We start from the raw sequence: 26830 nt of genomic DNA on the forward strand, positions 1-26830 counted from the left end.
CTTACCACCAGTTGCCTGACGAGCTTCTCCATAAGCCTCAACATTCGTCCTTGGGGAGACTGTTCAAGTAGGCCAGGCCGAAGCCGGTCAGTTCTTCGACCTCGCTCACGCGCGCTTCCCATCTTCCTCGAAGGTGGCGCTGCAGCAGACAACGCCGGCTGTCCGCGGCATCCACGTCGCGCTGCTTCGCCCGATAGAGGGACCAAGTTGTATCCACCGCTCGCCGCAGCGCGGCTTCGTCGACCATGTTCCGGGTCCAACAAAATTGACATCGTGGGACGGCAACTCATCGCCCGAGTGGAGGTTTCTAGTTTTTCCCGAAAATCTTAAACCCAGTGACGGAGATGGACCGTATCGAGGCCGTTACGGCTCGCGAGACACTTGGAGTTGGCCATCGCCGTAGGCTGTCCAACTGACTTTGCGGGCTGCGTTCCGCCCGCAGGCTAAGAGGGGACCGAGTGAAAAGCTGGTGCCGCCGCGAGCGACGAACCTTCCAGTATTTTCCAGAGCTGTAGGCACCACTCCTCGTTTCATGTTCTTGGATCGACCGGGAAAACTTGGAACATGTTGGCTGAGAAGATGTTGGCGAGAGCTACTACTGGAGGACAACATGAACAGGACTTTTCTTCTGCTGCTGACTTCTGCTTCGCTTCTCGCTGCTCCGTCGTTTGCGCAGAATCCACCTGCGACCGATCGGCCGAACAACAACGCAGTCAACAGCTCCGGCCAGAACAATTCCGATAAACCGGTTTCGGGTGCCAACAGTTTCACCGAAGGCCAAGCCAAATCGAAGATCGAGGAAGCGGGCTACAACAATGTCACGTCTCTGAAGAAGGACGACAATGGCGTGTGGCGCGGAAAGGCCTGTGAATACTGATCCAACTTTGCCCCCCTCAATCAGCGCACGCACGGATCCAAGCGTTGATTTTATTAATGTGGGACCAGTGACCCCGGCGCCGATCGGCGTCGGAACCCCACGCCGAATGACAGCGGCAGCTTCAGGGTCATTTGACCGTCGCCAAAGATCAGAAGGGAAGTCGCTTCCTGATCGATTTGCCGATCATTTCGCCTCCGGATCAATCGCAATCGGCTTGACCTGAATACTAATAGTCACTCGGGAGCCTGCACCCTGAGTGCCTTCCCCAAAGCCGGTGCGTCTCCTGGGCGTGTCGCTGTCCTCGCTGCAAGGTGAGAGCGAGGAAGATGAGCAACTCGGCCTGCCGATCTGAGAGGGTCTTCGTCGCTGTGACGGAGGGAGCCGGCGTGACGGGTCGGGTAAGTCAAATCAGCGCCCGAGCCGGCCGATTCGCCACCGAAATATTTACGTATTGCTCATCACCAACGACTTCCATCCGATATGCATCCGCTCTGATTGGACATATGCTGCATTTTTCAGCCTTCTGTCGCTCATATGGTTCGGCGCCGGTGCCCAAGGTCTGGGAAGGATTCAAGCGGCTGGATAAGCGTAGGTGAAGACGACATAGCGAGGCGCTCAGCGGCCATGTGATACCCGATCAAGAAACGTATAGCGAAAATGCCGCCGGCACTACTGAAGTGCACAAGAATTAACGACCTGCACCATTGGGACGGATGTACCCCTAGCTGCGGTGAAGACCCTCGGTCCGACTCCGGGGGTCTTTTTTACTTGGCTGTCAGGCTCCGAGTGCAAGAAAACGGCAGTCAGTGTCCGCTAAGACCAAGGCAAAGCCATCTGCTTCCGCATCTCTTCTGCGCCGTTCGGAGTGATGCGATACACCCTCTCGCCGCCGTCGTCGCGATACTCAATCCAACCATGGCCCAAGGCATTGCCTTTCACCCGTGTTCCGCCGCAAATTCGAACTCGACGCAAGCTCATATACGCCGACTAGAACACCGACCCAGCGCACAACATCGGACTCTGTATCGGCGAGCAGAGCGCGGCGGCGCAGGGCGCAAACACTGCATTACCCAACAGTACTGCTGGCACGGACGCTGTAAGCGCGCCGGGCGTTCGCCGCTAACGGTCGGCCCCGCCAGGTTCTGGACTTGGCTGGAGACTGAAGTCGCCAGTTGCAGCGCGCGGGGCGTTAGTGCGGCCGTTCAGGCTGCTGACTCTCGGGCCTGACAGTCATGTTGCTGGCCGGCATTTTGTCTCGGCCCTGATCGCCCGTCTCGTCTTTCCCGCCAGAAGTGGAGGTACCACTTCCGCTGCGCGAGCTAGGGGATACGCCTGTCGTGCCGCGCGGGTCTCTGCTCGGCGTCGTTGAGCTGGCCGCGGGATCACCATTGACCGCCCCTCGTCCACTCGGCGAGCCGGCCTGCTGCGCTACGGCGCTGACAGTCGATAGAGCGAACGCCGCAGCAGCTACCGCCAGTAATTTGTTCATTCTCAGCTCCCGCGCTTTGGATGGTCTTCCTGCCCCGGGTTAATCGAAACGTGGCAGGGTGTGTTCCTATCGAGAACGGAGCGCTCCCTTAGTGCGTATTAGTCTTCTGCCAATTTTCGAGGTCGACGTCGGCTTCGTTACGTTGCTCTCGTTCGGGATCTAAGCGCAGCGCTCAGGAACAGCGACCTTCCAACCGCGTTCGATTGCCATCATTGCGAGAGGAGAGATCGATTATGGGCTTCTTCACAAAAGACATCAAAACCATGGAAGACCTGTTGATCCATGGATTACAGGACATCTATTACGCGGAGCAGCAAATCCTCAAAGCGCTTCCAAAGATGATCGACAAGGCCACCAACCGTGACCTGATAACAGGCCTCAAGAACCATCTGGAAGAGACCAAGAAGCAGGTCGAGCGGCTGGAAAAAGCCTTCGCTAAACTCGGCAAGGAGCCGCGCGGCACCAAGTGCCCCGCCATCGACGGCATCATCAAGGAAGCCGACGAGACTGCCGGCGAGATCGAGGACAAGGCCGTGCTGGACGCTGCCATCGTGGCGAACGCGCAGGCCGTCGAGCACTACGAAATGTGCCGCTATGGCACGCTGATCGCGTGGGCCGAAGAACTCGGACACGACGAAATCGTACGCTTTCTGACGACCAACCTCAACGAGGAGAAGGCAGCGAATAACAAGCTCAACACGGTGGCGTTGCGCAAGGGCGTCAGCGCGAATGCCTCAACCGCGGCCTAAACCAGTCGCCGGTCGTCTCAGCGGCTCCGCGACCTCGCGGGGCCGCTGTTTCGTTGTGCCGCGCGCGTGACGCGAAGCCGCCGCCGCGCGAACCAGGCGGCGACCGAAATGATCAGCCACGCCAGCGCCGCGCAAACGAAGGCACTGGGCACGCTCCTCTCCACAAGAATAAAGAACACCCCCGCGAAAGTCAGCATGCCGAGCGCTCCCAGCGCGGCGCCGGCGGCATCGAGCGCCGCGGCCTCCTGCCCTCTCCGCTTGCCTTCGAGACCGGCCTCCCGCTTGCGCCGTATTTCGTGGCTCTCGATCAAGGTCGCGCTCGCACAGAAGATCGCCGGCAACGCAAGAAAGAGCCCTCCGATCGAAGCGCCACAGCGACTGCTGACGAGCCCGGCGAACACTGTCGCGGTGCCACCCAGCGCGAAGCGGACCAGATATTCATACCAGCGGCCTTCGTGCAACGACGAGATCGTGACCTTGATTGGCGTTGTCATGCCCGGCCTCCCGCGAGCGCCCACAGACCGAAGGCCATGATCAGCCAGAGGACGGTCGACAGCAACGTTGCCGGCAACGCGCGCATCCGCGCGCGCATCAGCAGATGACACACCACGACGCTGGAGACGACGAGCGCGACCGCCCCGGCCATCATCGAAAAGGTCTGTGTGGCCGCGTAGGTCGCGCCGTGCCGGTAGATCGCGATCCCGAGCGTCGCCAGCGCGACCGAGGGCGCCGCTCCGAACAGGCCAGCGAAACTCTTTGGCCTCAGGACGTCTCCAAGCATCGAGAACGCCGATACCATGACGCCACCGACCAGGAAGCGGACGACGTACTCGGTCACTTCGGCTTCTTCCACAACTTCGACAGAGGGCCATCCGTCCCGTATGTTGGATCCTTGCGCGGGACGGGCACCTTCGGAATCGTTTTGAGCGCGCGCGGACGATCTTCGACCGTCGTGCATTCGTCATAGGTGCCCGCTGCCGGATAGGCGCCGACGACGAGGAAATCTTTGTCCGCGGACAGACACTGGTGGCCGGTACCGGCCGGCAGCATGGCGACGTCCCCCGCCTTCAGCGTGAATATGCGCCCCTTACTGCCTCCGAAGCGCACCCGTCCCTTGCCGCGCGCGACGCCGAGCACCTCGTGGATCCGGGAGTGATAATGCACATAGTCGTAGATCGCGTCTCGCCAACTATCGCTCCAGCCGTTGGCCGCGAAGAGGTCCTCGAACACCGCCGCGGGATCGTGTCTACCGCTGAGGTCGATGGCGCCTCGGTAGAGAATCAGAGGCCAGCGAGGATGGTTCGGAACCAGGCCGTCGTCCTTGAACCGGACAGCGTGCGGCTTCCTTGAGCGCGTCAGGTCGGAAGCTTCACGCTTGCCCGGGCGACGAAGACCGGTCGCGCGTTCGGCGTATTCCTTCAGGTCCTCAAGTATCGGCATGATCATCCTCTCCTTGGTTGGATAGCCGGTCCACAGGCGAAGCATCCGTTCGAGTACGGCCCCGAGCGCGAGCCGGCGATGACGTCGCTGGCCCAGTGCGCCAACACGACGATGCGCGTCAGAGAAAGCCCGATCGCCAGTGCCCGGATCGCACGCCTCGGTCCAATCGGCAGCGGACCCGCCGCCGATGCGAGCGCGCCCATGTGCAGCGCGTGTCCGGGTGGAAAGGCATCTTCACGCTTGCCAGAGAACGAGACCCCGTGAACATGGCCCAGCACGGTCCTTCGATCCGGACGCGCCTGGTCAAAGACCCCTTTCATCAGATGCGGCAGCAGCGATGTGGTTGCAGCAACCAGCAGCGCGTGGCTGCCGGCGCGGCGCAGCGGCTCGCCCTTGTTTCGGGTCGCCAACCAGCCCGCGGCGGCGAGAGCCAACAGGATCTTCTCGTCGGCTCCCCAGGTCAGTCGGCGCGCGACCGCCTCGGCGCGATGATTGGTTTTCCGCGCCACCGTTCGCGCGATCAGCACGTCCAGCTTCGTGGGTCTGACGGTCGCAAGGGCCATCTGTTCTCCTAGCTTCGGTTTGTGATTCATAACTCCAAAACCGGTTCCGGGTTCGATCTCACGCATAGGAACCAAGCGTGCAACCCATTGTTGGGGAAGCGAGATCGGAGGGCACATGAAGAGGAAATCGCGGCAGTCCGTGTTGACGGCTGTCCGGATGGCGTTGCTCTCCACGATGGTCGGCTACCTGATGTTCGACACGAAAGACTCAGGCGCTGTCCATGCCAACCCCGGCGCCATGAACGAGAAGGCTGCAGCGTCGGTCGGTGCGCGCGTCCTGCCGACGGCTCCTCTGCTGAAGGTCGAGCCGAAGTAGGGCGGGAGAACAGATCATACGGAGCGTGCCGAGCTGGACAGCCCAAGGAACAGTCGGAAGCTGCCCTCGTTGAACCGACCATGTCCGGCACCATCGCTCCCTACGTCGGGGCGCGCGGAACGCCACGCCAGCCGACATCGCGACCGAAGGCGGAGATCGCGGACGCCAAGCGACCTCACCTGCCGAGATACCCGCCCGAGGCTGGAAGGACATCCTCTGGCGCGTCTACGGCAACATCGGCGACCATCGCGTCCTCGCGCTCGCCGCTGGCATGACCTATTACAGCCTGCTCGCGATCTTTCCCGCGATCGCGGCGCTCGTCGCCATCTATGGCCTTTTCTCGGATCCAGGGAGCATCGCCAGGCACCTCGACGACGTCGCAGGTTTCATCCCGGGCGGAGCCGTCGAGGTGGCGCGCGAGCAGCTGAGGCGGGTCGCCACGAAAGGCGACCGTACCCTCGGCTTCACCTTCGCGATCGGGCTCGCCATCTCGCTCTGGAGCGCGAACGCCGCGATGAAGTCGCTGTTCGACACGCTCAACATCGTCTACGGCGAGCAGGAAAAGCGCGGCTTCATCAAACTCAACGCGATGTCGCTAGGATTCACCGTCGGCGGGATTGCCTTCATCATGGCGGCGCTCGGCGCGGTCGTCGTCGTCCCGGTCATGCTGCAACATTTGGGTCTGTCGAACGCCGCCGACCTCCTGATCCGGATCGGCCGCTGGCCGGCGCTCTTCGTCGTGCTGGCTCTCGTCATCGCCTGCGTCTACCGCTTTGGCCCCAGCCGCGAGGCGCCCCGATGGACGTGGATCACGTGGGGCAGCGCGGCCGCGACCCTGCTCTGGCTCGCCGCGTCCGGCCTGTTCTCGTTCTACGCCGCCAACTTCGGCACTTTCAATCAGACATACGGATCTTTGGGCGCGGCCATTGGCTTCATGACCTGGCTCTGGATCTCCGCGATCGTGATCCTGCTCGGCGCTGAGCTCAACAACCGAGATGGAGCACCAGACCGCGCGCGATACGACGACCGGCAGGCGGAAGCCGCTCGGCGTCAGAGGACATCGTTCGCGAAGCCACACGCCTCACGCGCTCCGGCCGGCTCGTCGAAGCCACCGCACTCCTTCAAGGCATGCTTCGGGGCGAGAGCGCACCGAGCGCAACCTCGCCCACAAACATCGCCTCGGCCCGCGCTGGGAGCGAACCGCCGATCATCGACGCCAAGGCAACCGCCGCAGAAACGCGGCGTCCGCACCGTACCGTCCATACGCCCGTCGATCCGACCATGAAGCTCCCCGCGTTCGGACTCGGAGGATCGCTAAGACGCGCCCTACCGGCCACAGCGGACATCGTGCCGGAGGGCGCCAGATTCGTTGAAGGCAACTTTAGCAATTCCGCAGGGACCCGCGCCTACCGGCTCTTCATTCCCAGCGGCTATCACGGACAGGCCATTCCGCTGGTCGTCATGCTCCACGGCTGCACGCAGTCGCCGGAGGATTTCGCCGCCGGCACGCGGATGAACTTCATCGCCGAAGAACGAACCTGCTTCGTGGTCTATCCTGCGCAGCGCGCGGAGGCCAACCAGGCCAAATGTTGGAACTGGTTTCGTTCGGCCGACCAAAAACGCGACGGAGGCGAACCGTCGCTCATCGCACGCATCACCCGCCAGATCATGCGCGACCATTCGGTCGATCCGCGACGCGTCTACGTCGGTGGACTATCGGCCGGCGCCGCGGCCGCCGCCGTCATGGGATCGACATACGGCGACCTGTTCGCTGCGATCGGCGTACATTCGGGACTTGCCTGCGGGGCCGCCACGGACCTCCCCTCAGCGCTGCTCGCGATGCGGCAAGGCGGCGGGTCCGGAGCAGGACGAGGCAACGGCAAGGCCATTCCGACAATCGTCTTCCACGGCGATCGTGACACTACGGTGCATCCAAACAACGGCGGCCAAGTCGCCCGACAGTCCATCGGTGCGACGGGCACGAAGACGAAACAACACCGCGGACAAGTGCCAGGAGGGCACGCCTACACGCGCACGGTGCATACCGAAGCTGGCGGGCGCACGATCCTGGAGCATTGGCAAATCCATGGCGCCGGACACGCATGGTCGGGAGGCAGTCCCGCGGGCTCCTATACCGACCCGGATGGGCCCGATGCGACGAGAGAAATGCTCCGCTTCTTTCTCGATAATTTGCTCCCATAGAAGCGAAATCTATTTGGGCCGCCTCACTTGCCTGGCGGCTTTAGCGGGCTCTCGGCCCACCGGCGAGCGGCCGGGTTCTCCAAAGGATCGACGCCGTCGCAATTCGTGCAGACGTACCTGTCGCGGCCCTTTTTGGTCTCGTCGGAGGGGCGCTTCATCGGCTTGCCACAGAGCGGGCAAGGCTTTCGGACCGGATGGAAAGCGGTAGACATCTTCGTGACCCCTGCCGCCATGAGCATGTTCCGGCTGCTGCACGAACTCAAGAAGATAACGTCGTCGGCTCATCCATACGCGACTTCATGAGAGCCAGTTCACACGCGAACGTGCGAAGGCCCGCTATCATGGACGTCGTCGCGGCGTTTTTCCAGGAGATCGAACAATGGATTGGGCAGCCAAAGCGCTGGCGCGTGCGACCGGCACGAACGTCGACGTCGAAGAATTCAAGGCGGTCGCGATCTTCTGCGGCGCCGGGTTGCTGCTGTCCGTGGCTGCCGCCCTCGCCTTCGGTCCCGACGTCTGGGCCGCTCTCCTCTAAGAGACTGCTGCCGGCGCTCCGGACGGCTTGACGGCGCCCCTTCTCGGTACTGAATTCAGCGAGTGCCGTTTGCGGGGGTGCGTCATGGAAATTGAATTTTATCGAGGCCTTGCCCAGCGGGTCCGGGACATCGCCGAGCGAGCGGACCCCTTCACAAAACGACGCCTAACGAAGTTGGCCGAGCGGTACGAGGCCAAGGGCTGCCCCGAGGTACCGGTCTCAACAAGGGTCGATAGACCGCTTCCCATCCCCCGCGCGCCGCTTCACCTCGTCCCGCGCCCCGGCGAAGCATAGGACCTTACGCGCATCGGCCGCCGGCTGCATTGATCCTCGACCGAATCCACCGCGTCTCCTTTCCTAACGGCTCCCGCCGCCTTGGACGTCAGCGTCCCGGTAAGGCCGCCTTTCTCGCCTTCAGCGCGCTCTCCAATCCTTCGCGCAGGGATTCAGAAGTGTAAGGTTTCACGACGAGCACCGCGTCCAAGAGCGCGGCTTCAGAGCCGACGCCGCTGTCGCCCGTTGCCAAGACCAGGCAGAGATCCGGCCGCCGTACGCGCGCGTCCTTCGCGAGTTGCAGACCCGATACGCCGGGCAAGCCAACGTCCGTGAGAAGGATCGTGACAGCAACCTCATCCAAGACCTTCAAAGCCTCTTGAGCCGTGCCAGCTTCCCTAACCTGGCATCCGAAGTCGCTCAGCATTTCCGTCGTCGCGGAGCGGACGAGTTCGTCGTCTTCGACGAGCAACACTGTCGCGGTCTTGAGGCCGTCTTCGATGGCCGGCCGACGCGATCCCAGAGCCGCGACGCGCCTTTGGGCATGATTGGCCAGCACATGCCTGACTTTCCGTGCGAGCGCCTCACGTGTGTAAGGCTTGGCCAACAGCTCCACTCCAGGGTCGAGCCGACCACCGTGCACGATGGCGTTTTGCGTGTAGCCGGACGTGAAGAGGACCGCCACGTTGGGCAGACGTTCCTTGGCCTTGCGCGCCAACTCCGGGCTGCGCAGCGTGCCAGGCATCATGACGTCGGTGAAGATCAGATCGATCGGGATGCCGCTGTCAACGATGACGAGTGCGCCCGCAGCATCCCTCGCCTTGACCACGCGATAGCCGAATTCGGAGAGCATGGAGACCGCAACCTCGCGAACTTCGTCGTCATCCTCGACCACGAGCACGGTTTCGTGGCCACCAGCAACTTCACCGGAGGGAATGCCGACCAGCGTGTCTTCGCTCGCAACTTCTCGCTTGAAATAGAGCTTCACTGTCGTTCCGGAGCCGACCTCGCTGTAGATTTTAACATGCCCGCCCGATTGCTTTAGGAAGCCGTAGACCATAGCGAGGCCGAGGCCCGTACCCTTGTCCTCAGCCTTGGTCGTAAAAAAGGGCTCGTACACCCGCTCCAGGATGTCTGGGGGGATGCCGATGCCGGTGTCGGTGACCGCGATCATCACATACTGTCCGGCAGTCAGATCCTCTTGTTGACGGACATACTCGTCGTCGAGGAAGGCGTTGCTGGCTTCGATCGTCAGTCGGCCTTCGCCGTTCATCGCGTCGCGCGCGTTGATCGCAAGATTGAGGATCGCGTTTTCAAGTTGATCCGGATCAAGGAGGCTGTTCCAGAGCCCGCCGGCGATGACCGTCTCGACCTCAATCTCGCCACCGAGTGCGCGCCGCAGCATCTCATCCATGCCTTTGATCAGGCGACCGACGTTCACCACCCTCGGCTCAAGCGGCTGTCGTCTCGCGAAGGCCAGCAACTGAGAAGCCAGCTTCGATCCACGGGCAACGCCAGCGAGAGCGCTCTGGACGCGAGTCTCGGCGCGAGGATTGCCGGCGATGTCCTTGCCGAGCAGCTGCAGATTGCCGCTGATGACCTGCAACAGGTTGTTGAAATCGTGAGCGATGCCGCCAGTAAGTTGACCGATGGCTTCCAGCTTCTGGGAACGGATCACCGTCGCCTGCGCCGCGTGGAGCGCGGCTTCCGCCTCGCGGCGCTCCGTAATGTCCCGGGTCACCTTGGCGAAACCGACGAGCTTGCCGTCGTCGTCTCGGATCGCGTCGATGACGACGTGCGCCCAGAAGGGAGTGCCGTCCTTCCGGACCCTTTGACCTTCGTGTTCCCATCGGCCTTCACGGGCCGCGGTCTGCAGGCCTATTTGCGGTAGGCCCGCAGCCCGATCCGCTTCCGTGTAGAAGTTCGAGAAATGGCGACCGATAATCTCTTCGGGAGTATAGCCCTTGATGTGCCGGGCACCGGCGTTCCAGCTCGCGACATTCCCGTCCACGTCGAGCAAGTAGATGGCGTAGTCGGTCACGCCCTGAACCAGCAGTCGGAACTGCTCTTCGCTCTCGCGTAGTTTCGCCTCGGCTGCCCTTCGCTCGGTTAGATCCCGGGTGATTTTGGCGAAACCCACGAGGCCGCCCTCGGGCGAGCGGATCGCATCGATGACCACATGAGCCCAGAACTGCGTGCCGTCCTTGCGCACACGCCATCCCTCGCGCTCGAAGCGGCCGGTCCGCTCGGCCTCCTCCAACGCAAGAGCCGGCACGTTCTGCGCCCGCTCGACGTCAGTGTAGAAGGTGGAAAAATGACGGCCGATGATCTCGTCCGCGTCATAACCTTTGAAACGCTTGGCACCCGGGTTCCAGCTGGTCACGTGCCCCGCGGGATCGAGCATATAGATCGCATAGTCGGTGATCGCCTCGATGAGGAGGCGGTATCGCCCCTCGCTCGATTTTGCAGCTTCGAACCGATCAGAGATTTCCATATGAGTCCTACCCCGGGTCCCAGTCGGAAGCGGGACCGTCTGCGGTAAAACAATACTTCGTTGATCAGGTTCCATAAGACGCGGCTTGCCGAGCCCGATCCGAGACCCGCGGGGCCTCTACCACCGGCCCGGATGGCCGGTCCGAACAGGACAGTCTTCTATCGCAACAGGAAGTCGACGCGATATCGGCGAAACCCTGAAGGATACGTTGACGGCCGCCTGTCTCGGCCTGGTCCTCGTGCTGTTCGATCGTGCCGTCGCCGAACGACGAGCGGCGCTGCAGAGTTGGCCCGCCGATCAAGCAAAAGCCCCGGGTCCAACCCTTGACTCGCCGGTAGCGGCGCGAGGCAGGCCGTTGTGACTACTCTCCGCCCTGGAGGGACCTTCTTCCCTCGCGGGCGCCTTTACATCTCCAGATGGCAGCACAAAAATTAGCGAAGCGGGATTTGGCTTCAAGGGTGGAAGCAACAATATTGGTACCAGGCTTTAACGGCGCTGGCCAGCGGCCGTGCCCCGTCGTGCCGTCTCATCGCCTTCGGCTGAAGCGTGGTTGAAGTTGCTCCCAGACCTCGACTAAAGGACGTCTTCGACAAGCCCACGGTTCTTCGCTTCCTGCGCTTCCAGATACCAGTTCGACGAAGCTTTCTTGAGCACCTCCTCGAACGTGACATCCGAACCGACAATGAGGTTCTGAAACCCCTCGTTCTGGATCGCTATCGAGCACTCGATTTCATTGAGGGTAGCTTTCACGGTCGCAATGCACGTCGTCAGGGGACCGTCAATTGTCAGCTGCTTCGAAAGCTTTCGCTCATGAATCATGAGGCGCGTGCCGCGGGCGAGATAACGGTTCCGGCGCGCGAAGAAGCCCATGAACGTGGTGCCCGCAGAGTAGATCGCAGCTTTCCCCAGAAAGACAAATCGCCGCTCGGGCTCCATTTCGCTGGCAAACCTTATATCCTCGCCCATCATGCGGGCGACTTCTGGATCGCCTCCGAGTGTCGAGAGTTCGGTTACAACCATTTCCTGATCCGAGGCTTGGTCGAACTGTGTCCTGAACTTCGTGTACATGTCATAGTCGACGACACCCGACAAAGCGATGGCGGGTGACTTGAAGGCGATAGCTGACAGACCCTGCAGTTCCATAGCCGGTCCTTTCGGTTCACGGTTTTCATGCAGAGAACATGCCGTTTTGCGACGACTTCAAACGCCCTGAATGGAGTGTCGAGTTTCACAAATGTGAATGTGCGGGACGCCTTTTTCGCTAAACTCCCAGCTTATGCGAGAGGCGACAGATGTCCGAGATTGACAAGCGCGTACGTGCGAAATTGGAGATGGTGTTGGAAGAGACCTGTCGCGAGCTGGAAAATGGCGGGGATCATGACACCCGCAAATGTATCGCTGAGCAGTTGATGACTGCTATTCAAGTAGGTCATTACACGCTCGGCGAACTGGATATCGTCGCCCGGCGAGCTGTCGCGGAATTCAAGCTTAGCGGCTAGTCGGGCTGTACCGCTCGATGATGACGTCTGCTTGCACATCCGAACCGGTGTCGCCGTAGGAACGGGCCGCAAGCCGACGCTTTGAATCATCAGGCCGGATTTGTACGCGTACTGGCCTGCACGGCTCCTGCCTTCGAATCCTCCTCAGCAGTTGTCCCGGAGGCAGGGGCGTGCTTTTACAAGGAGATTTCGATGACAGTTACTGAAGAGGAGGTACGTCAGCGTGCTTTCGAGCTTTGGGACCTAGCCGGTCGACCTGCCGATCGTGAAGATGAGTTTTGGTATGAGGCTGAGCGGCAGCTCAAAGATGAGGTCATCAAGCACGAACTGAAGGTACCGGATACGCTGTAATTGCCGTCCAACGACACTTGCAGCGTGAGCAGACACTCGCTGCGTGAGCAGAGGCGTGGCAAAGCGCGCTCGCGCTTGCAAAACACATCGACGGATCTGTTTCGGTGAAAACGCTCGCGCCGCGATTGCATGCTTGAGGCGACGATGTGGAGAGGGCCGCCGGGTGCCCTCTCCTTTCGCCTCTTTTACTCAATCTGTTCAATTGCGGCCGGCATCTTTGCGATGGACATCAACGAGCGTGCGACTTGATTGAGCAACTGATCCGCGTTTTCTTCCTCGGCCAGCGATTTCGAGAGGAGGCTGACGATCTGACTGTGGCGCAGTTGCTGCGCCAGACTGCGCGCCGTGGAATAGCCGGCGATCTCGTAGTGTTCGACGCGTTGGGCGGCGCTGATAAGGGCGAGATCGGCAGCGGCATCTTCCTTGTCCTCGCCCTCGGCGATGACTTCCTGGCCTTCTTCGACGAGGCCGGCCATCCCTTTGCAGGGCTTGGCGCGCGCCGACTTGCCCAGCAATTCGAAGCATTCGTTGATACGTTCGACCTGCGCTTCTGTCTCGCTGAGATGCTGTTCAAAGAGCTCCCGCAATTGATCGAACCGCGCGGCTTCGGCCATCTTTGGCAGGGCCTTGGTGAGCTGCTTTTCAGCATGCAGAATATCGCGGAGCTGGTCGATCAAAAGGTCGCCGAGACCGGCCTCATCGACTGGTGACGAACTCTCGGCGACGATTGCTGTTGGCCCGGTTTCGCCGCCCGCCTGGATGGCAGGAGATTCCGTGAACACCCAATCGCTACCCTCATTCCAGGGACCGCGCGTATCGATTTCGCCATGATCGCCGCTGCCCGTCGAGTCGTTGAAGAATTGATTGACCAGGCCCGGTGTGGGCGCGATGCGGCCAATGCTAAAGGCGGGCTTGTTCATGCTCTCCAGGGCGGCAGAGAACGCCTTCATGTGGGTGATTTCGCGGGTCATCAGGAATTGAAGCGCATCCTTGGTCCCGGCATCGTCGCAGAAATTGATGAGACGCTCATAGACGATCTTGGCCCGCGCCTCGGCCGCGATATTGCTACGCAAATCAACGTCGAGTTCGCCGGTGATCTTGAGATAATCGGCCGTCCAGGCGTTGCCTTGGGAATTAAACAGGTTGACACCGCCGCCGCCCGCAATGGCGATCAACGGATCAGCTTCGGCTGCCTCGCGATCGAATTTAGCCGGCTTCAGATGCATGCGGGCAAGCGTGCCCACCACCTCAAGGTGACTGAGCTCCTCGGTGCCGATATCCATCAGAAGATCCTTGCGGTCGGGATCTTCGCAGTTAATTCCCTGAATGGAATATTGCATGGCTGCGGCCAACTCGCCGTTGGCGCCGCCGAATTGTTCGAGCAGCATGTTGCCGAATCGCACGTCAGGCTCATCGACGCGCACGGTGAACATCAGTTTTTTGACATGGTGATACATGCAGGCCTCAACGGTGGGAGAAAGATACCTCTCGAACCGGCCGTCAGATGCGTTGTTCCTAATAAGATGAGGCGACAACGCATCCAATCGCAGATTTCGTTTTACCGGAGGCAAAGTGCCGCTGGGGGCGTCTGAACCGAGGCTGCTCTTTAACATTTGCGAAGAAACCGGATGCGCAGCTAAGAATTTACTCATACTGCCGTTTCTCGGCACTTGGCGATGTTTGCACATCATCCGTAGGGACAGCTCGATGACCGCCTTAGCAACCGCTCTCGTCACGAAACTCAAGATCTCGAACAATTTGGGCGACGAAGATATACGGGCCATCGAGGCGCTACCGATACGCCGGCGTGACCTCGAGGCACACCAACGTATTGTAGGCGACGGAGACCGACCAACCGACTGCTGCCTGCTGCTTAGTGGCTTTGCCTACCGCGCCAAGACGATCGTCGATGGACGCCGGCAGGTTTTATCGCTTCACATTCCCGGTGAAATCCCGGATATGCAGAGCTTGCACCTGCACGTGATGGACCATGACCTCGTAACGATGACGCCCTGCGTGGTTGGCCTTATCTCACACGACGCTGTCAAAGCCCTCAATCGCGCAAGGCCTACCGTGGCGGACGCCTTTTGGCGCGAAACGCTGGTGGACGCCGCCATTTTTCGGGAATGGATCGTTAATGTGGGCGGACGCCCTGCGAATACGCGCTTGGCTCATTTGCTGATGGAAATCTATCGCCGGTTGGAAGCGATCGGGCGGGCAAACGATAACGAATTCGTCTTTCCGATAACTCAGGCGGATCTCGGCGATTGTTTAGGCCTTTCAGCGGTCCATGTGAATCGTGTCTTGCAGGAACTGCGCCGGGAGGGCTTAGTCGAAGTGCAGCGCGGTCGCTTTCGCATTTTGGAGCGCGCGAAGCTAGAAGCTTTCAGCGGTTTTGAAGACGGCTATCTACATTTGAAGCCTACAAGTTAGCGATCGACGTCGTTGCCCGAATATCAATCCGGAATATGATCTCGCCGTCGCGCCTAACTTCAAGCGTCCAGCATCCGCCGGGATTCAGAGCACTCTCGATGTCCCGCACGGTAAGAACCGCCTCACGCCAGGCGGCCGTGTCGTCCGGCAATTCGGTACCCTCGTCATCTTCGAAGGGGTGACCGTTTGCGATCCTAAAGAAGCGGTCGCGAGATCGCGAGCCCCACGGGCCGATCGGTTTGATCTATGGGATAGAGGTGTACCCTGATGGGGCTTGAGGCCCGGTCGCATTGAGGACGCGCTTTGCCCATTGGGCACGCGGCCCGCGGCGTTTCCGTCGGCCGCTAGGTGATCGAGGAACCGCAACCCCTATGCCGCGTTGCAGGTTCTTTCAGAGGAGGATCGGATGGGTTTATTCACGAAAGACATCAAGACGATGGACGATCTGCTGCTGCATGGCCTTCAGGACATTTATTACGCCGAACAGCAGATCATGAAGGCTTTGCCTAAGATGATCGATCTGGCGACGAACCGGGATTTGGCGACCGGCCTTCGAGGCCACCTGGAGGAGACCCAGAAGCAGGTGGAGCGCCTTGAGAAGGTCTTCGCGAAGCTTGGAAAGGAGCCGAGTGGCACCCAATGCCCGGCGATTGATGGTATCATCAAAGAGGCGAACGAGACGGCTGGCGAGATTGAAGACAAGGCGGTTCTCGACGCCGCCATCGTGGCCAATTCGCAAGCGGTCGAACACTACGAAATGTGCCGCTATGGAACGCTGATCGCCTGGGCGGAAGAACTGGGGCACGAGGATATCGTGCGCTTCCTCACAACCAACCTGAACGAAGAAAAGGCGGCGAACACGAAGCTCAATACGATCGCGCTGCGCAAGGGCGTCAATAAAAAGGCCTCGACCGCGGCGTGAGGCTCGGAACAAACGTCAGCTCCTGAGGTTGGTGCGACGTATCAGTGGTGCCGACGAAGCTTCCCCCGGTGATGTCGGCTTTGAAGAACCCCGCGCTTTATAGCCGGGGTTTTTCTCTTTTTGCGCGCCGTAGGCGCTTTTCGCCGGTTACAGGCGTTTTAGTGTTCTGCTGGTGAATAAATGGTGCCGGGAACTTTCCCGTTACGGTTAAAGACAATGACGACGCCATGCGCCGGTCTAAGCCACAGCCAATCCGAGGTCGGCGACCGCGCGCGGGTGCGGCTGATAAAAAAAGCGGTTGGGTCTCTCGGAGACAGAGCTGGCCGCAATTGTCGCGGACGGATCGGCAACTCGATTTTCGCGATTAACAAAGCATCGGCGGCGCAACGCGCATGCACTCGGCAGCCGCCGCAGCTGCCACCGGCCGCTGTAATCACCCCCGCCAAGGTTATCGCGGCCAATCAGAGTTTCAGCCGAGCTCCGGATTCGGCCGCCCGGTAGATAGCAGCCATGAGCCGCATGTCACGCAAGCCCTCTTCGCCCGGCGTAGCAGGCGAGCGATTGTTGACGACACAGTCCGCCATGTGATCGATTTCCAGCGCAAACTGATCTTTTGCGGGCACGTCTATCACCGTTTCAGTCTCGAGGCCGTCAAGGGCACGCACTAACGAAAGCCGTTGCCCTTTATAGGGAAAGGCATGGTCGAGGATAAGTGAAGCCTCGTCCATATGCACCGCCATCCGCGAGGCTCTATGCGCCCCGTAGCTGGTCGACAACGCCGCGAGAGCGCCCGATGGGAAGCGCATCGTCCATACAACGCTTTCCTCAACCTCTCGAAAACGCGGATCATCCGGCGTTGAGCTTATCGCTGCTTGAATCTCCGCCGGTTCCTCACCTAATGTCGCACGGGCCGCGTTCAAGCAGTAGAGCCCAATGTCGGGCAGCGAGCCGCCGCCCGAGAGAGTTTGGCGGAGGCGCCACTGACTTGGATCGCCTTGGTTCTGTGCGTTGACGGCTTCGATTAACTTGACCGACCCATATTCCTTGCCCTGAACCCGACGCATAAGTTCTTTGTGGTGCGGCTGATAGCGGCAACGATAGGCAATCATCAGCTTCACGTTTTTCTCCTTGCAGGCGCCAACCATCGCCTCGGCGTCTAGCGAATTCGTTGCCATCGGCTTTTCGCATAGAACATGCTTGCCGAGAGCGGCTGATCGCAGGACGAACTCCTTATGCAAAGCGTTCGGAAGAACGATATAGATGACGCGAACCTCGTCTACCGCGGCCAGCTTTTCGAACTCGTCGTAGGTGAAGAGCTGGTCGTCGCCGAGCCCGTATTGGCGTCCAAGCACCTTCAATTTCGCGGGCGATCCGGAAACGAGCGCGGCGAGCTTTGCTTTCTTGGATTGTGCAAACGCGGGCAGGATCTGTTCAATTGAAAGGCGCCCCAAAGCCACAACAGCGAAGCCCACTCGCTGGTCGTCGGGCAGTGGACCGTCTGCATCTCGCTCGCCGGCTTCATTCGATTTGAGGATGGCCGGAAATCGTACCTCCCCCTCCCGCACCCCGCCACGATCGACCGGGCTGGCATCCGCCGCAGCCGCAGGCGGGGCAGCAGCTAAAAGAAGCGAGCTTGCCGATACCTGCAAGGCGCGGCGACGGGTGAAAACGGACAGTGGAATACGTGAGAAATGCATGTTCGCAAACGAGACGAGGGTCTGATTGTTCCTGTTCCGCTCCGGACCCCTTGCATTCCCATCTGACTCTTCACTTGGTTACCTGGCTTTAGGGAAAACGTCCTTTACTTGCGGCAAGATTACGATGACGGAGAACATTGTGTTTCGGGTTTTTACGCGAGCGAAGCGGGCCACGCGTTTACGCGCGACGATCTTGCGCTCTTGCTGGCGGGCGTCCGGCAGCGAAACGCCGCCGCCGACCTCACCGGTATGCTTGTGTTTGCCCAGAATCGGTTCCTGCAGGTGCTCGAAGGCCGTGCGGAAGATGTTCTGGCGACCTTCGCCCGCATCGAGATCGACCGCCCGGCATAAGAACATCACCACGCTTTTTCGGGGCAACGCTTCAGCTGGTCGCTCCTTTGCCGAATGGTCTATGCGCTTTCACCTCATCGCCGGCGCGGAAGATTTGCCGCCGGGGTTTGTTCGGGTTCATGAGCGGATCAACCTAGCGCAATTTGATCATCTCACGGCGCTCGAATTCCTCTCGGCATGCCAGCAGTGTCTAGTCGCATCCTGAGATCGGACAAATACGGTTGCATGCGGTGAGAAAGAAGCCCTAATTTTACACGGTCTCAAGCAAACGATCGGGTCGTGACGGTTTTGCAAGAACACGGTATCGCGTGGGAGTGACGTATCTCATGCCTGACATACCAAGATATTCAGATGCGGATCGCTTGAGCGCGCCTATCGGCGCACAGTCGACAGCTTCGGCCCGCAGCTTTCTCATGCTGTATCTACATGTCTCACGGCAGTCTCCTGCGAACGCCCTGTAGCAAGTTCGGTAAAATGCCGCCTAACAAATGTTAGGACGATAGCTGCGGATCTTGCGGCTAACGGAAAGCCGTCGGGCGCGCCGGAATTCGACCATGCGGTTCTTGATGGACGCGTGGGCGCGAAAGCCGGCTTCCATCCATGCTTTCGCTTGGGTATGGCCGACTTTCATCGAACTCTCGTTGCTCCACCAAGCTGAAAATGTGTGGGCCGAACGCGGAAGCTTTCTGCCAAGGATGGCTTCGATCTCGGAAAATGTTAACTGAAGGCTCTGGCTGCCCTCGCGCAGTAGTCTTTGGCGCAGCGGCTCGTAGACCGATTTGCGGCTTTCCAACGTCATACGGTGCACTCTAGCGAGACGCCCGCGCGGCGGGAAGCGCCGATCGATCTCTTTCGACAGGGACGAAGGTCGCCCATGCGGTCCGCTGCATGGAACGCCAGCCTAACCTCCTCGGTTGAAGGAGAAAGGAGACGCCGTGACGCAAGTCGATGCCGATAGATTTAAGAGCAATGCCGACGAGTGCCGACACCTCTCGGCAGCGGCGGTTAGCGACGATGATCGACAGGCATGGCTTCGGTTGGCCAACGAGTGGGATAAGCTTTCGGAGCATGCGCGGCTCCGCCACGGAATTTTTGATCGATATTTATGAGAAAGAACCATGCCCTTTACGATCGGCGAGTCATCACCCAACCGTCTGAAGCCTTGGTCGCTCGAGGACGAGGCTAAGCTGCAAGACATGCGTTCCGGCGGTTCATCCTGGTCAGTTGTTGCCAAGGCGCTTGGCCGCACGCAAGCTGCTTGCGAGAGCCGTTACGCGACGTTGATAAAGAAAAGGCGCGCGCGCGAGGACGCACCGATCGGGTAGATGGCCCGGCGCTGCCAGCTGCCAATCCCTCGTCGGTGGTTGGTACCAGATGACGCCGGCTGGCGCGCGCCCCGTCGTGACACGCTTGGCCTCGACCAACGCGGGAGAAGGCTGTGATCTTACAGCGGCGAGCTGGCGCATGGCTCGACGGCAAGTCTTGAGAGAAATTCGCGCTCCAGGCCGCTGAGCTCCATCTTCGACAACCTCAGATGCGAGAAGGCCCCGAAGTTTTCCTCGGGGCCTCTTTTCGGTTAGCGATTGCCTTGCTGGCCGCCCTGTCCGGGCTTGTCCTGGCCGGGGTTCTGCGACTGCTGACCCGGCTTCTGGTTTGGGTTCTGGCCTTGCTGGCCCACCTTGGTTATTCTGGTTGTTCTGGCTCATGACGGAGGTCCTATTGTAAGCCCCGGTCGTCATTGACGGGAGCTGACCAACCTGCGAGCGCGCGGCGTCGTTCCTGACGGCGACGCAGCAAACGTCATGGCGCCGCAACCGCAGTGTATACTTTTGTGCTCGCGTAAGTTGCGGAAATTCGAAGGTCTTCTGAAGTTACGGAGCGACTGTACGCTCTCGTTGTTAACGTGCCCGTTACATGAGCGCATGAGGCGCAAGCCCGGTGGCGAATTCCGGCTAGGCCATGTCGAATTCGTCCTGAAGTTTGCGCACTTCTTCGCCGAGTGCCGCCTCGGCAGATTCATCCAGAGGCATTTGCCGGATACCGCCGAGCTCCCAACTTGGAATGTATCCCTTCACCCGGATCAGCTTGAGGCCGGTGACGCCCGAGCGATCTTCAAGTTTTTCCGCGAGCTCGTGCTGGTAGAGGATTGGTTTCATCTGGTTCTCCGTTTGCGTTGAGATGCAATTAGCAGCCGCGACATATACTCTTGATCCTCTTGTCCAGCGCGATATCCGCCGGATCGCGTGGCCGTTCGGCACGAGGGTTTGCGGCACTGGGCGGGCTTACTGTCGAAACATGACGTGCGACGAGCCGCTTGCTCTTCGCATCCGCCCCCCGCGCGGCGACAAGACTAGAAGCCGCGACGATGACTGCGATGGCCCTCAGCAATTTTTGCAAATCTTGTTCACCGTTCCGTCGACGTTGGTGTTCTCCTGGTCGATCTTTGCGTCGGTGTCCCTTTCATCGGTGCTTGTTGGCCGGCCGATGCCGCCCGCCGCCGCACCCTGTGGATTGGCAGCCGGTGTTCCCGACGAGCCAGCTGTGCCTGCGGTATTAGTGCCTGGGGTCGTGACGACGCCCGTGCGGTCACCATTGACCATTCCCTGGTTGGTTTCAGATGGGGGCACGGGTGTGGTGTTGGCTATGCCTGTTCTTGCATCGGTAGTTCCCGTTGTTGGATTGGTATTTGCATTCGGCGTAATAGCCGACGGGCTTGCCGTCGCGCCCGAGTTCGCCGTACCCGCTGCTCCCATGCCGGACGGAGATGTTGCGGCCGAACCTCCCGTGCCCGCGGAGGACGTCGCCCCGCCCGCGCTTGCACCGGCAGAGCCGCCAGCACCACCGCCGCCTCCACCACCGCCTCCACCTTGGGCGAACGCCGCGCAGGGGATGACGATAGCTAGGACGAGTACAATGCGTGAGGGTTTCATGTCGCAACTCCTTCAGCGACCAAGCCACGCTCCCGCGTTTCGTTCCTAGGCGTGAAAATGCCCCACATCGCTGCCAATCTGGGGCACCTGGCATTGCGAGCTGTGATCGATTTGCGCGCGCGCTGCTCCTTTTTCCTGGCGGCCCCTTTATGTCGGATCTTATTCCTGCGCGGAGGGCTTGTGCGGCGCTGAGCCTACCGTACCCTGTTGCGAGGGACGATTCTTGCCGCCACGCGCTCCGCAATCCCCACCCCAGAATTCTGGGCACTTTGGAGTTGTCGAAGGCGTGCCGGATGTATGCACCAATTGTCACCGCTCGGCATACGAGACGCTGAGCCGAGCTTGTCCTGTTCGCCCAGTAACCTGATGCGCCTGAGTTTTGCGTCTTGATGCCTTAGCCTCATTCTTTGAGCGGAAAACGTAACGTTTCCGAAGCTGGGCGAAAAACAGTGAGCTGCTTTGCGCAGTGGATCCGGCAAAACGGGGCGATCGACAGAGCCGTCGAATCGGAACTGCGAAGTCGAAAGACCGTTGTTTCAGGCGCATGGGCGCATCGAGTCCCGGAATATGCAAAACTTCGCCAATGCGGCGTTTCCTCCCGATATGGTCGAGGCTATGACGTCAGCCTTGCACGCTGCCGTGGCGACGCTGCCAGAGCCAGTTCATTCGGCGCACGTCAACATTATCGCTGAATCAATCCTGCGTACGGCCAAGGGTGGAGAGCGCGACATGGCAATTCTGCAGAGAATAGCTCTTATGGAATTGCAACTGACGGGGCGGCCCTAGGCGGTCCGCAAAACCGTAGCCAGCGTGCCCAAGCAAAGTCCGTTTCTTCGACAGAAGCGACGAGCCAAGAATATGCCAAGGTTGAGCGAAAGACGAGATTTGCAGACTCCAAAATCCTTAAACGGACGGGCACGATCACGCTTAGGACGCCGCTGGTGGTGGGATAGGGATGCCGGTCTCATCATCCGGCTGGCACGGCTGAATGGTGTACCCATCCTCCAGAACTGTCTTCCCAGCGACAACATCAACAAGGCCGGCCTCTTCAGCGTGAGCCCAAACCTCTTCCTCGGTGGGGAATTCCTTGCTGAGCTTCTGGTCGTCTTCAAACAGCGCATAAGGCATAGGAGTCTCCTCTTCAAATGGAACGCCGTGAGGGAGAACTGGTTCAAGGCGCAGGGCGCGGCGTGCTCGTCGCCTTCGATGCGTGTCCTTCGACCAGCCCGATGTCGCATCGGTCGGGTCTCCTGATGGTGGCCCTGGAACGGCGGTTGCCTAGAGTTGCGCTTCCAAGACCGCCAGATCGATAATCGATCGAACGCGTACGATCTTGTTGTTGTCGAATTGGTAGAAGACGTTCTCTGGAGAGACGCGCCTGCCATTCACCGGCAAGCCGAGAAAGACGCCTGCCAAAGTTTCCCTGCCAAGGAACAAGTCATAGACGCAGTGGTTGTCCGGCAGTTTTGGAGGAGACTATGTTGAAGCTGCTGGACTGCTTCTGCTACTGTCGTCGGCTGCTTTCGCTGAGCCTGGTACAATTGACTGCCCGCCGATAGGACAAACTGCCAAGGGAGACATGGTCTACGCCATGGATTGTCAGGCGCTCAAACCGGAAAACAAAATTGAAGTATTGCCAAACATGCCGCCCACTAACATGGAAGACACCGTCATACCGAAGTCGGGAAAGGTTCAGACACCCGAAACAACTCCCACGACAGGCGAAAATAAATAAAGGACAGGCTTTGCGCGCCTGCAATTGCGGGGCGCCGTAGAGCCCTCGGCATACATCGGTTCGGACATTCCTGGCTATGGCATACACCCTGACGATCTTTCCGGAAGACGGCGGCGCCCTCCCACATAAGTTGGAAGAGGCCACAAACGATCAGGCCGCAATTGCCGAAGCGATGAAGATTGTTCAGGGACGACTGGGCGCTGGTGGTGATCCATTCGTTGTGCGTGAGGACGGCAAGGTCTTCTATAAGGCTGGCGAGATGCCCGATGGCATCGAGCTGGAGTGGCGTGACCCTCCCACGCCGCGGTCTGGCTAATTTACAGCATTTCGGGAGCGGCACGGCGTCACCCGTGGCCTGATCTAAACAACACTGCTGATTCTTGTGCAACTGGCGGGCGAGCCCAGTGGGGCGTACTTACAGGCCGCCGCGCCAGTTCGGCGGTTAGCCAGTATGGTTCGGCTCTCGTGCAAAATCGCTGCTTCGGAACGAGCAAGCTACCTCAGCTTTGGAAAGGTGATGAGCTGAGCCCGCTTGAGCTTCGGAACGGAGAAGAATCCAACCGACGCTCAGCGAGGGTAGGCTGCATCCATTCCCTCGCGTGGTCCATTTGTGAACAAAGCGCGGCGATGTTAGCGCGCGGGCTTACTGCTCGTGAATGTCCTCCGTCTGGTGCGAACGGCCTCACGAGAAGCTGCCGAATTTCGATAGGCTTCGGTATTCCAACGGAGGTGTGTTTTGCGTCACCCGAAACTATGTTTCGCGCTCTGAGTAAGCGTGGAAATGACGAGCCGCCGCAGCCAGGAAAATCCACCCGTGCTCACCTGCCAAGAATGCAGGCGGCCAATGGAGTACCTCGCTACACTTCCGGAGATTGCTGGCCTGCCAGCAATACACGCCTACCTGTGTCGGCCATGTCAGCGGGTTGATAGGGCACATTTTAGGTTAGCCGTCCCGGCACCGAATGCCGAAGTTGTTGCAGGTCAACGCGAAGGCTTCCTTCGCCTTTGCATCCTTAAAGCAGAAGCGAGGGCCTCAGTCTTTGCGTTCTCCAGCAACAGACGATAGTGTCCGATGACCTTCTCGCTACCGCGAAATGTGCAGGTCGCGCACGTCGCTCACGGCTCGCCTCCCGACGTAGCAGGGGCCGACGGGGCTTCGGGCATGATTAATGCTATTGGAAAAGCGTCGGCGGCCAAGGCTTCGAGCGCGGTCCGCTCTTCGGCAAGGCGTCTCTCGAGAAACTCGCGTTCCAGCTCCGAGAGCGTAGTGCGCAGCAGCCGCTGATATCGGCCGATGTTGTTGCGATGGGCCCGGCTGCGGGCGAAATCTTCGTCGAGCATCAGCGTCACTCCTGACGGGCTTAGTGGTCCTTTGCGATTTCAAGAGCTCGGAAGAACGGATCTTCCGCAGCCAAAAATATTCGGGAGCGCACCGCTGTCAAGCGCCTTCTGTCATGAAGGCCGCGAGTCATTCCCGACACATCCGGTCGAAAAAAATTTCCGCCGACCCTCTTGAAGCGCCCTTGCGTTTTTCTATCTCGTTTTTTACCGCGAGAGCGGTGCCGGGCGCCTTCACGGGCCCGGCGCGGGCGCCGCCCGGCAGCTGCCGTCTTGCGCTCCTTCGTAACCATCTTGCTCTTAGGAGGACTTGGATATGAGGACGACCTTCGACTTTGCGCCGCTGTGGCGCTCCACCATCGGATTCGACCACCTGGCTGGGCTGGTCGACAGCGCACTCCGTCAGGCGACCGACGACAACTATCCGCCCTACAACATCGAGCGCTCCGGCGAAGGCCATTACCGGATCTCCTTCGCGGTGGCGGGCTTCGGAGCCGACGACATCACGGTGACCGCCGAGCACAATGCGCGGGCGACTACCTGTTCCAGGGCATCGCCGCACGCCCCTTCCGCCGGATATTTAACCTGGCCGACTACGTCCAGGTGAAGGAAGCAGCCTTCCGCGACGGCCTCCTGATCATCGATCTCGTCCGCGAGGTGCCGGAAGCCATGAAGCCCCGCCGAATCCAGATCGCCGGCGCCACGGCTTCCTCGCCTCAGATCGAGCAGAAGAAAGCCGCCTGACGGCTTTCGCGGGCGGCGGATCTTCGCCGCCCGCATCAACAAACCCGTCCCTGAAAGGAGCGTAAAGGGAGACAACGCAATGACCAACGCCAACACGAACTCCGGCAATCTCAATTCTTTCTTCCACTCGGCTGCGCACTACGCATCCCCGGATGACGTTCTGAACGACATGGAGCTCACCGTTCCGGAGAAGCGGATCATCCTGTCGTCCTGGGCCTCAGACATGTTCGCCGTCGAATCCTGCCCCGCCTTGCGCGAGATACCCGGCATGGGCCGCACGATCCGGCTCGCCGACATCCTCGCCGCATTGCGAAAGCTGGACGGCGATGACGACGATCCTCCCCGCGGCGGCGGCGTGCCGATGCGGTTGCGGCGGCCTTTGGCCGCCGCCTTTCGGAGACAACCGCGATGACGCGGTACTCCGAATGGGATAGTTCGGATTCAAGAGGAACGGACTTGCCGGTTCCGACACGCCGGCCGCCATCCCCGAGAACCCTTGCAGATCGTTAGAAGCACCATCGAAACTGGGCGCTGGCCTGCTTCCAACCTCGATCGCCTAGTTTGAAAATCACTGTGGTCTGATTTGAAGCTCAATGATCACCCATGGCTCTCCAAGACCATGCAGGCACATCTCCGAACGTTGACCAGTTTGGGCAAGGAACCGCCGAAGCCACCCCCTTCGCGCCAAGAAGAGGTCAAGCGGATTATCGAAGTACGCGGTCGACCTCCGAGAGATTATCCGGAAACTACGCCGCAAGGTCAACCGAGCGTATGTTAAAGCAAAGGGCCGCTGTCTGAGACCCCCTCACGCTTTCCGGGTTTCAATAATTCCGAAATGAAATGGCTTAACCAGCCCTAGATTGCCACTTTATCCCAGCTCGCAAATCCTTGCCATAACTAAAGTGAATCGGAACCCGTAAAATTGCCCGTGTAGGCCCCGTCAATTTCGGCCTCTTTCATTCTACGTGCGCTTTTCCGCGTCACCGTTGATGGTGGCGAAACGTAAAGCATAAGCTACTTTTGTCGGTAACCAAACGCGGGCACCTTTCCCCGCGAGCGTGAACACGCGAGGCGGGCAATCGTCGATCCCGCGTTCGCTTCGAGATCGCAGACGCGTGCGACCTCCCGTTCGCGGACGGATCGTTCGACCATTCGCTTTCTCTGCTGGCTTTGCAGTTGGCTCACGACTCGGATCTTGCTGTACGCGAGATGCGACGCGTGACCTGTCCCGGCGGGACCGTATCGGCTGCCACATGGGACACGCGCGGCGACTTCGTCGCTTTGCGGATGTTCTTCGACACGGCCGCCGTCCCACCCCGAGCGGAGAGAGCCGGCGCGCGCGGGCCTATACCCGGCGACTGAGCCGCCCCGGCGAAGCTTGGCTGAACGCAGGCCTGGTCGATGTGGTACAGGGCAGCCGAACCATCCGCATGGACTTAGCTTCCTTCGCGGACTTTTGGGCGCCGGCGGAGGGAGGCGAAGGGCCTATTGCCGAATTCGTTGCCTCGCTGGAAGAGACGACGAAGATCACGCTGCGCGATGCTGTTCGATCCGCGTATCTCGACGGAGAAGGGGACGGGGCTCGTTCGTACGCTGCGACCGCGTGGTGGCGACGAGCGCGGTGCCTTGAGGTGCCGATCTGCTCCGTTCAGCGTCCGAGCCGCTTCTCAACCCGCTTGCGGGAGTTGCCTACCTTCTTGACGGCCTTCTTCACCGCCGAGGCCGACCGACCGGTCTTCTTCGCCTCGTACCGGACCTCGTAGTCCTGTCCCTTTGCGACGCGGGCGCGGTCCTGCTTGCGTCCACGCGCGGTCTTCTTCTTTGCTGCAGCCATCGGTGCCTCCTCTTGCGAAATCTGACGGCAGTGCAACGCTGCAAGGATTCGTGGGTTC

General features: G+C 60.2%; 30 protein-coding genes and 4 pseudogenes. 17 read left to right on the forward strand and 17 right to left on the reverse strand.

All coding sequences use genetic code 11. From position 1 onward, the window contains the following. Nucleotides 1-37 precede the first annotated feature (37 nt). Entirely contained in the window at nucleotides 38-247 is a 210-nt protein-coding gene (locus ACPPVR_RS35505; protein WP_426611160.1) for a hypothetical protein, read from the reverse strand. Between the two features lie 363 nt (nucleotides 248-610). On the opposite strand from ACPPVR_RS35505, the pseudogene ACPPVR_RS35510 reads away from it, so the two are divergent. Together ACPPVR_RS35510 and ACPPVR_RS35515 are read left to right on the forward strand one after the other, a co-directional pair. Beyond that, a pseudogene (locus ACPPVR_RS35510) lies at nucleotides 611-865 on the forward strand (hypothetical protein); the annotation flags it as partial. Nucleotides 866-2599: 1734 nt separating this feature from the next. After that, nucleotides 2600-3115 (forward strand): ferritin-like domain-containing protein, encoded by a 516-nt coding sequence (locus ACPPVR_RS35515; protein ID WP_426611161.1) that lies wholly within the window; start codon nucleotides 2600-2602, stop codon nucleotides 3113-3115. A gap of 17 nt (nucleotides 3116-3132) precedes the next feature. On the opposite strand, the gene ACPPVR_RS35520 is transcribed toward ACPPVR_RS35515, so the two are convergent. Genes ACPPVR_RS35520 through ACPPVR_RS35535 form a run of 4 tightly spaced genes read right to left on the reverse strand, consistent with a single transcriptional unit; the run spans nucleotide 3133 to nucleotide 5184 of the window. Next, nucleotides 3133-3609 carry a DUF3147 family protein gene (locus tag ACPPVR_RS35520; protein ID WP_426611162.1) on the reverse strand — a complete coding sequence of 159 codons (477 nt, stop codon included), beginning with the start codon at nucleotides 3607-3609 and terminating at the stop codon, nucleotides 3133-3135. Beyond that, nucleotides 3606-3953 carry a DUF3147 family protein gene (locus ACPPVR_RS35525; RefSeq protein WP_426611163.1) on the reverse strand — a complete coding sequence of 116 codons (348 nt, stop codon included), beginning with the start codon at nucleotides 3951-3953 and terminating at the stop codon, nucleotides 3606-3608. The genes ACPPVR_RS35520 and ACPPVR_RS35525 overlap by 4 nt, the downstream gene beginning before the upstream one ends. After that, a complete protein-coding gene (locus ACPPVR_RS35530) occupies nucleotides 3950-4555 on the reverse strand; it encodes a cupin domain-containing protein (protein WP_426611164.1) in 606 nt (201 codons plus the stop codon). The genes ACPPVR_RS35525 and ACPPVR_RS35530 overlap by 4 nt, the downstream gene beginning before the upstream one ends. A 2-nt stretch (nucleotides 4556-4557) precedes the next feature. Then, nucleotides 4558-5184, reverse strand: coding sequence for a phosphatase PAP2 family protein (locus ACPPVR_RS35535; RefSeq protein ID WP_426611165.1), 627 nt, complete (start codon nucleotides 5182-5184; stop codon nucleotides 4558-4560). Nucleotides 5185-5233: 49 nt separating this feature from the next. Between ACPPVR_RS35535 and ACPPVR_RS35540 the strand changes: the two genes are divergently transcribed. From ACPPVR_RS35540 to ACPPVR_RS35555, 4 genes and pseudogenes are all read left to right on the forward strand, one after another. Next, nucleotides 5234-5434 (forward strand): hypothetical protein, encoded by a 201-nt coding sequence (locus ACPPVR_RS35540; RefSeq protein ID WP_426611166.1) that lies wholly within the window; start codon nucleotides 5234-5236, stop codon nucleotides 5432-5434. Nucleotides 5435-5570: 136 nt separating this feature from the next. After that, a pseudogene (locus ACPPVR_RS35545) lies at nucleotides 5571-6492 on the forward strand (YihY/virulence factor BrkB family protein); the annotation flags it as partial. Further along, nucleotides 6452-7636 (forward strand): extracellular catalytic domain type 1 short-chain-length polyhydroxyalkanoate depolymerase, encoded by a 1185-nt coding sequence (locus ACPPVR_RS35550; protein ID WP_426616248.1) that lies wholly within the window; start codon nucleotides 6452-6454, stop codon nucleotides 7634-7636. The pseudogene ACPPVR_RS35545 and the gene ACPPVR_RS35550, both read left to right, overlap by 41 nt. Before the next feature lie 379 nt (nucleotides 7637-8015). Then, a complete protein-coding gene (locus ACPPVR_RS35555; protein ID WP_426611167.1) occupies nucleotides 8016-8171 on the forward strand; it encodes a hypothetical protein in 156 nt (51 codons plus the stop codon). A gap of 382 nt (nucleotides 8172-8553) precedes the next feature. Here the strand turns inward: ACPPVR_RS35555 and ACPPVR_RS35560 are convergent, their stop codons facing one another. Beyond that, nucleotides 8554-10938 carry a PAS domain S-box protein gene (locus ACPPVR_RS35560; protein WP_426611168.1) on the reverse strand — a complete coding sequence of 795 codons (2385 nt, stop codon included), beginning with the start codon at nucleotides 10936-10938 and terminating at the stop codon, nucleotides 8554-8556. A gap of 573 nt (nucleotides 10939-11511) precedes the next feature. Further along, nucleotides 11512-12081, reverse strand: coding sequence for a peptidase S14 (locus ACPPVR_RS35565; RefSeq protein WP_426611169.1), 570 nt, complete (start codon nucleotides 12079-12081; stop codon nucleotides 11512-11514). Between the two features lie 149 nt (nucleotides 12082-12230). On the opposite strand from ACPPVR_RS35565, the gene ACPPVR_RS35570 reads away from it, so the two are divergent. Next, nucleotides 12231-12437, forward strand: coding sequence for a hypothetical protein (locus ACPPVR_RS35570; RefSeq protein WP_426611170.1), 207 nt, complete (start codon nucleotides 12231-12233; stop codon nucleotides 12435-12437). 192 nt (nucleotides 12438-12629) lie between these two features. Beyond that, the gene (locus ACPPVR_RS35575; protein ID WP_426611171.1) at nucleotides 12630-12788 is read left to right on the forward strand and encodes a DUF2934 domain-containing protein; all 159 of its coding nucleotides are present in this window, start codon (nucleotides 12630-12632) and stop codon (nucleotides 12786-12788) included. A gap of 185 nt (nucleotides 12789-12973) precedes the next feature. Here ACPPVR_RS35575 and ACPPVR_RS35580 read toward each other — a convergent pair whose 3' ends face one another. Next, entirely contained in the window at nucleotides 12974-14245 is a 1272-nt protein-coding gene (locus tag ACPPVR_RS35580; RefSeq protein ID WP_426611172.1) for a DUF892 family protein, read from the reverse strand. Nucleotides 14246-14495: 250 nt separating this feature from the next. On the opposite strand from ACPPVR_RS35580, the gene ACPPVR_RS35585 reads away from it, so the two are divergent. Further along, nucleotides 14496-15221, forward strand: coding sequence for a Crp/Fnr family transcriptional regulator (locus ACPPVR_RS35585; protein WP_426611173.1), 726 nt, complete (start codon nucleotides 14496-14498; stop codon nucleotides 15219-15221). Here ACPPVR_RS35585 and ACPPVR_RS35590 read toward each other — a convergent pair. Continuing rightward, a complete protein-coding gene (locus ACPPVR_RS35590) occupies nucleotides 15211-15372 on the reverse strand; it encodes a DUF6894 family protein (protein ID WP_426611174.1) in 162 nt (53 codons plus the stop codon). The two genes, ACPPVR_RS35585 and ACPPVR_RS35590, sit on opposite strands and share 11 nt — an antisense overlap. Nucleotides 15373-15627: 255 nt before the next feature. Here ACPPVR_RS35590 and ACPPVR_RS35595 point away from each other — a divergent pair, with 255 nt between their 5' ends. Next, nucleotides 15628-16143, forward strand: a complete 516-nt coding sequence (locus ACPPVR_RS35595) for a ferritin-like domain-containing protein (protein ID WP_426611175.1) — start codon at nucleotides 15628-15630, stop codon at nucleotides 16141-16143. A 461-nt stretch (nucleotides 16144-16604) separates the two neighbouring features. Here ACPPVR_RS35595 and ACPPVR_RS35600 read toward each other — a convergent pair whose 3' ends face one another. Further along, nucleotides 16605-17840 (reverse strand): Gfo/Idh/MocA family oxidoreductase, encoded by a 1236-nt coding sequence (locus tag ACPPVR_RS35600; RefSeq protein WP_426611176.1) that lies wholly within the window; start codon nucleotides 17838-17840, stop codon nucleotides 16605-16607. A gap of 201 nt (nucleotides 17841-18041) precedes the next feature. Between ACPPVR_RS35600 and ACPPVR_RS35605 the strand changes: the two genes are divergently transcribed. Further along, nucleotides 18042-18191 carry a BLUF domain-containing protein gene (locus ACPPVR_RS35605; RefSeq protein WP_426616249.1) on the forward strand — a complete coding sequence of 50 codons (150 nt, stop codon included), beginning with the start codon at nucleotides 18042-18044 and terminating at the stop codon, nucleotides 18189-18191. A gap of 481 nt (nucleotides 18192-18672) precedes the next feature. On the opposite strand, the gene ACPPVR_RS35610 is transcribed toward ACPPVR_RS35605, so the two are convergent. Continuing rightward, nucleotides 18673-18990 carry a DUF7662 domain-containing protein gene (locus ACPPVR_RS35610; RefSeq protein ID WP_426611177.1) on the reverse strand — a complete coding sequence of 106 codons (318 nt, stop codon included), beginning with the start codon at nucleotides 18988-18990 and terminating at the stop codon, nucleotides 18673-18675. 319 nt (nucleotides 18991-19309) lie between these two features. Here ACPPVR_RS35610 and ACPPVR_RS35615 point away from each other — a divergent pair, with 319 nt between their 5' ends. Continuing rightward, the gene (locus tag ACPPVR_RS35615) at nucleotides 19310-19516 is read left to right on the forward strand and encodes a hypothetical protein (protein ID WP_426611178.1); all 207 of its coding nucleotides are present in this window, start codon (nucleotides 19310-19312) and stop codon (nucleotides 19514-19516) included. 627 nt (nucleotides 19517-20143) lie between these two features. Here ACPPVR_RS35615 and ACPPVR_RS35620 read toward each other — a convergent pair. Both ACPPVR_RS35620 and ACPPVR_RS35625 read right to left on the reverse strand, forming a co-directional pair. Further along, complete coding sequence (locus ACPPVR_RS35620) at nucleotides 20144-20347, reverse strand: hypothetical protein (protein ID WP_426611179.1); 204 nt, start codon at nucleotides 20345-20347, stop codon at nucleotides 20144-20146. Nucleotides 20348-20572: 225 nt separating this feature from the next. Then, nucleotides 20573-21121 (reverse strand): hypothetical protein, encoded by a 549-nt coding sequence (locus tag ACPPVR_RS35625; protein ID WP_426611180.1) that lies wholly within the window; start codon nucleotides 21119-21121, stop codon nucleotides 20573-20575. Nucleotides 21122-21688: 567 nt separating this feature from the next. On the opposite strand from ACPPVR_RS35625, the gene ACPPVR_RS35630 reads away from it, so the two are divergent. Then, nucleotides 21689-21907 (forward strand): hypothetical protein, encoded by a 219-nt coding sequence (locus tag ACPPVR_RS35630; protein WP_426611181.1) that lies wholly within the window; start codon nucleotides 21689-21691, stop codon nucleotides 21905-21907. Between the two features lie 141 nt (nucleotides 21908-22048). Here the strand turns inward: ACPPVR_RS35630 and ACPPVR_RS35635 are convergent, their stop codons facing one another. Both ACPPVR_RS35635 and ACPPVR_RS35640 read right to left on the reverse strand, forming a co-directional pair. Further along, on the reverse strand, nucleotides 22049-22249 hold the full coding sequence (locus tag ACPPVR_RS35635; RefSeq protein WP_426611182.1) for a hypothetical protein: 201 nt from the start codon (nucleotides 22247-22249) through the stop codon (nucleotides 22049-22051). Between the two features lie 150 nt (nucleotides 22250-22399). Further along, nucleotides 22400-22531 (reverse strand): annotated as a pseudogene (locus ACPPVR_RS35640) (ester cyclase); the annotation flags it as partial. A gap of 401 nt (nucleotides 22532-22932) precedes the next feature. Here ACPPVR_RS35640 and ACPPVR_RS35645 point away from each other — a divergent pair. Next, nucleotides 22933-23172, forward strand: a complete 240-nt coding sequence (locus tag ACPPVR_RS35645) for a hypothetical protein (RefSeq protein WP_426611183.1) — start codon at nucleotides 22933-22935, stop codon at nucleotides 23170-23172. Nucleotides 23173-23972: 800 nt separating this feature from the next. On the opposite strand, the gene ACPPVR_RS35650 is transcribed toward ACPPVR_RS35645, so the two are convergent. Next, a complete protein-coding gene (locus tag ACPPVR_RS35650; RefSeq protein ID WP_426611184.1) occupies nucleotides 23973-24197 on the reverse strand; it encodes a hypothetical protein in 225 nt (74 codons plus the stop codon). 313 nt (nucleotides 24198-24510) lie between these two features. Between ACPPVR_RS35650 and ACPPVR_RS35655 the strand changes: the two are divergent. From ACPPVR_RS35655 to ACPPVR_RS35665, 3 genes and pseudogenes are all read left to right on the forward strand, one after another. Beyond that, a pseudogene (locus ACPPVR_RS35655) lies at nucleotides 24511-24938 on the forward strand (Hsp20 family protein). Nucleotides 24939-25017: 79 nt separating this feature from the next. After that, nucleotides 25018-25350 carry a hypothetical protein gene (locus ACPPVR_RS35660; RefSeq protein ID WP_426611185.1) on the forward strand — a complete coding sequence of 111 codons (333 nt, stop codon included), beginning with the start codon at nucleotides 25018-25020 and terminating at the stop codon, nucleotides 25348-25350. Between the two features lie 692 nt (nucleotides 25351-26042). Next, nucleotides 26043-26300, forward strand: a complete 258-nt coding sequence (locus tag ACPPVR_RS35665) for a methyltransferase domain-containing protein (protein WP_426616250.1) — start codon at nucleotides 26043-26045, stop codon at nucleotides 26298-26300. Nucleotides 26301-26586: 286 nt separating this feature from the next. Here ACPPVR_RS35665 and ACPPVR_RS35670 read toward each other — a convergent pair whose 3' ends face one another. After that, a complete protein-coding gene (locus ACPPVR_RS35670; protein WP_028133503.1) occupies nucleotides 26587-26772 on the reverse strand; it encodes a DUF3606 domain-containing protein in 186 nt (61 codons plus the stop codon). Nucleotides 26773-26830: the final 58 nt, after the last annotated feature.

The sequence above is a fragment of the Bradyrhizobium sp. McL0616 genome (genome assembly GCF_049993385.1).
GTDB lineage: Bacteria > Pseudomonadota > Alphaproteobacteria > Rhizobiales > Xanthobacteraceae > Bradyrhizobium.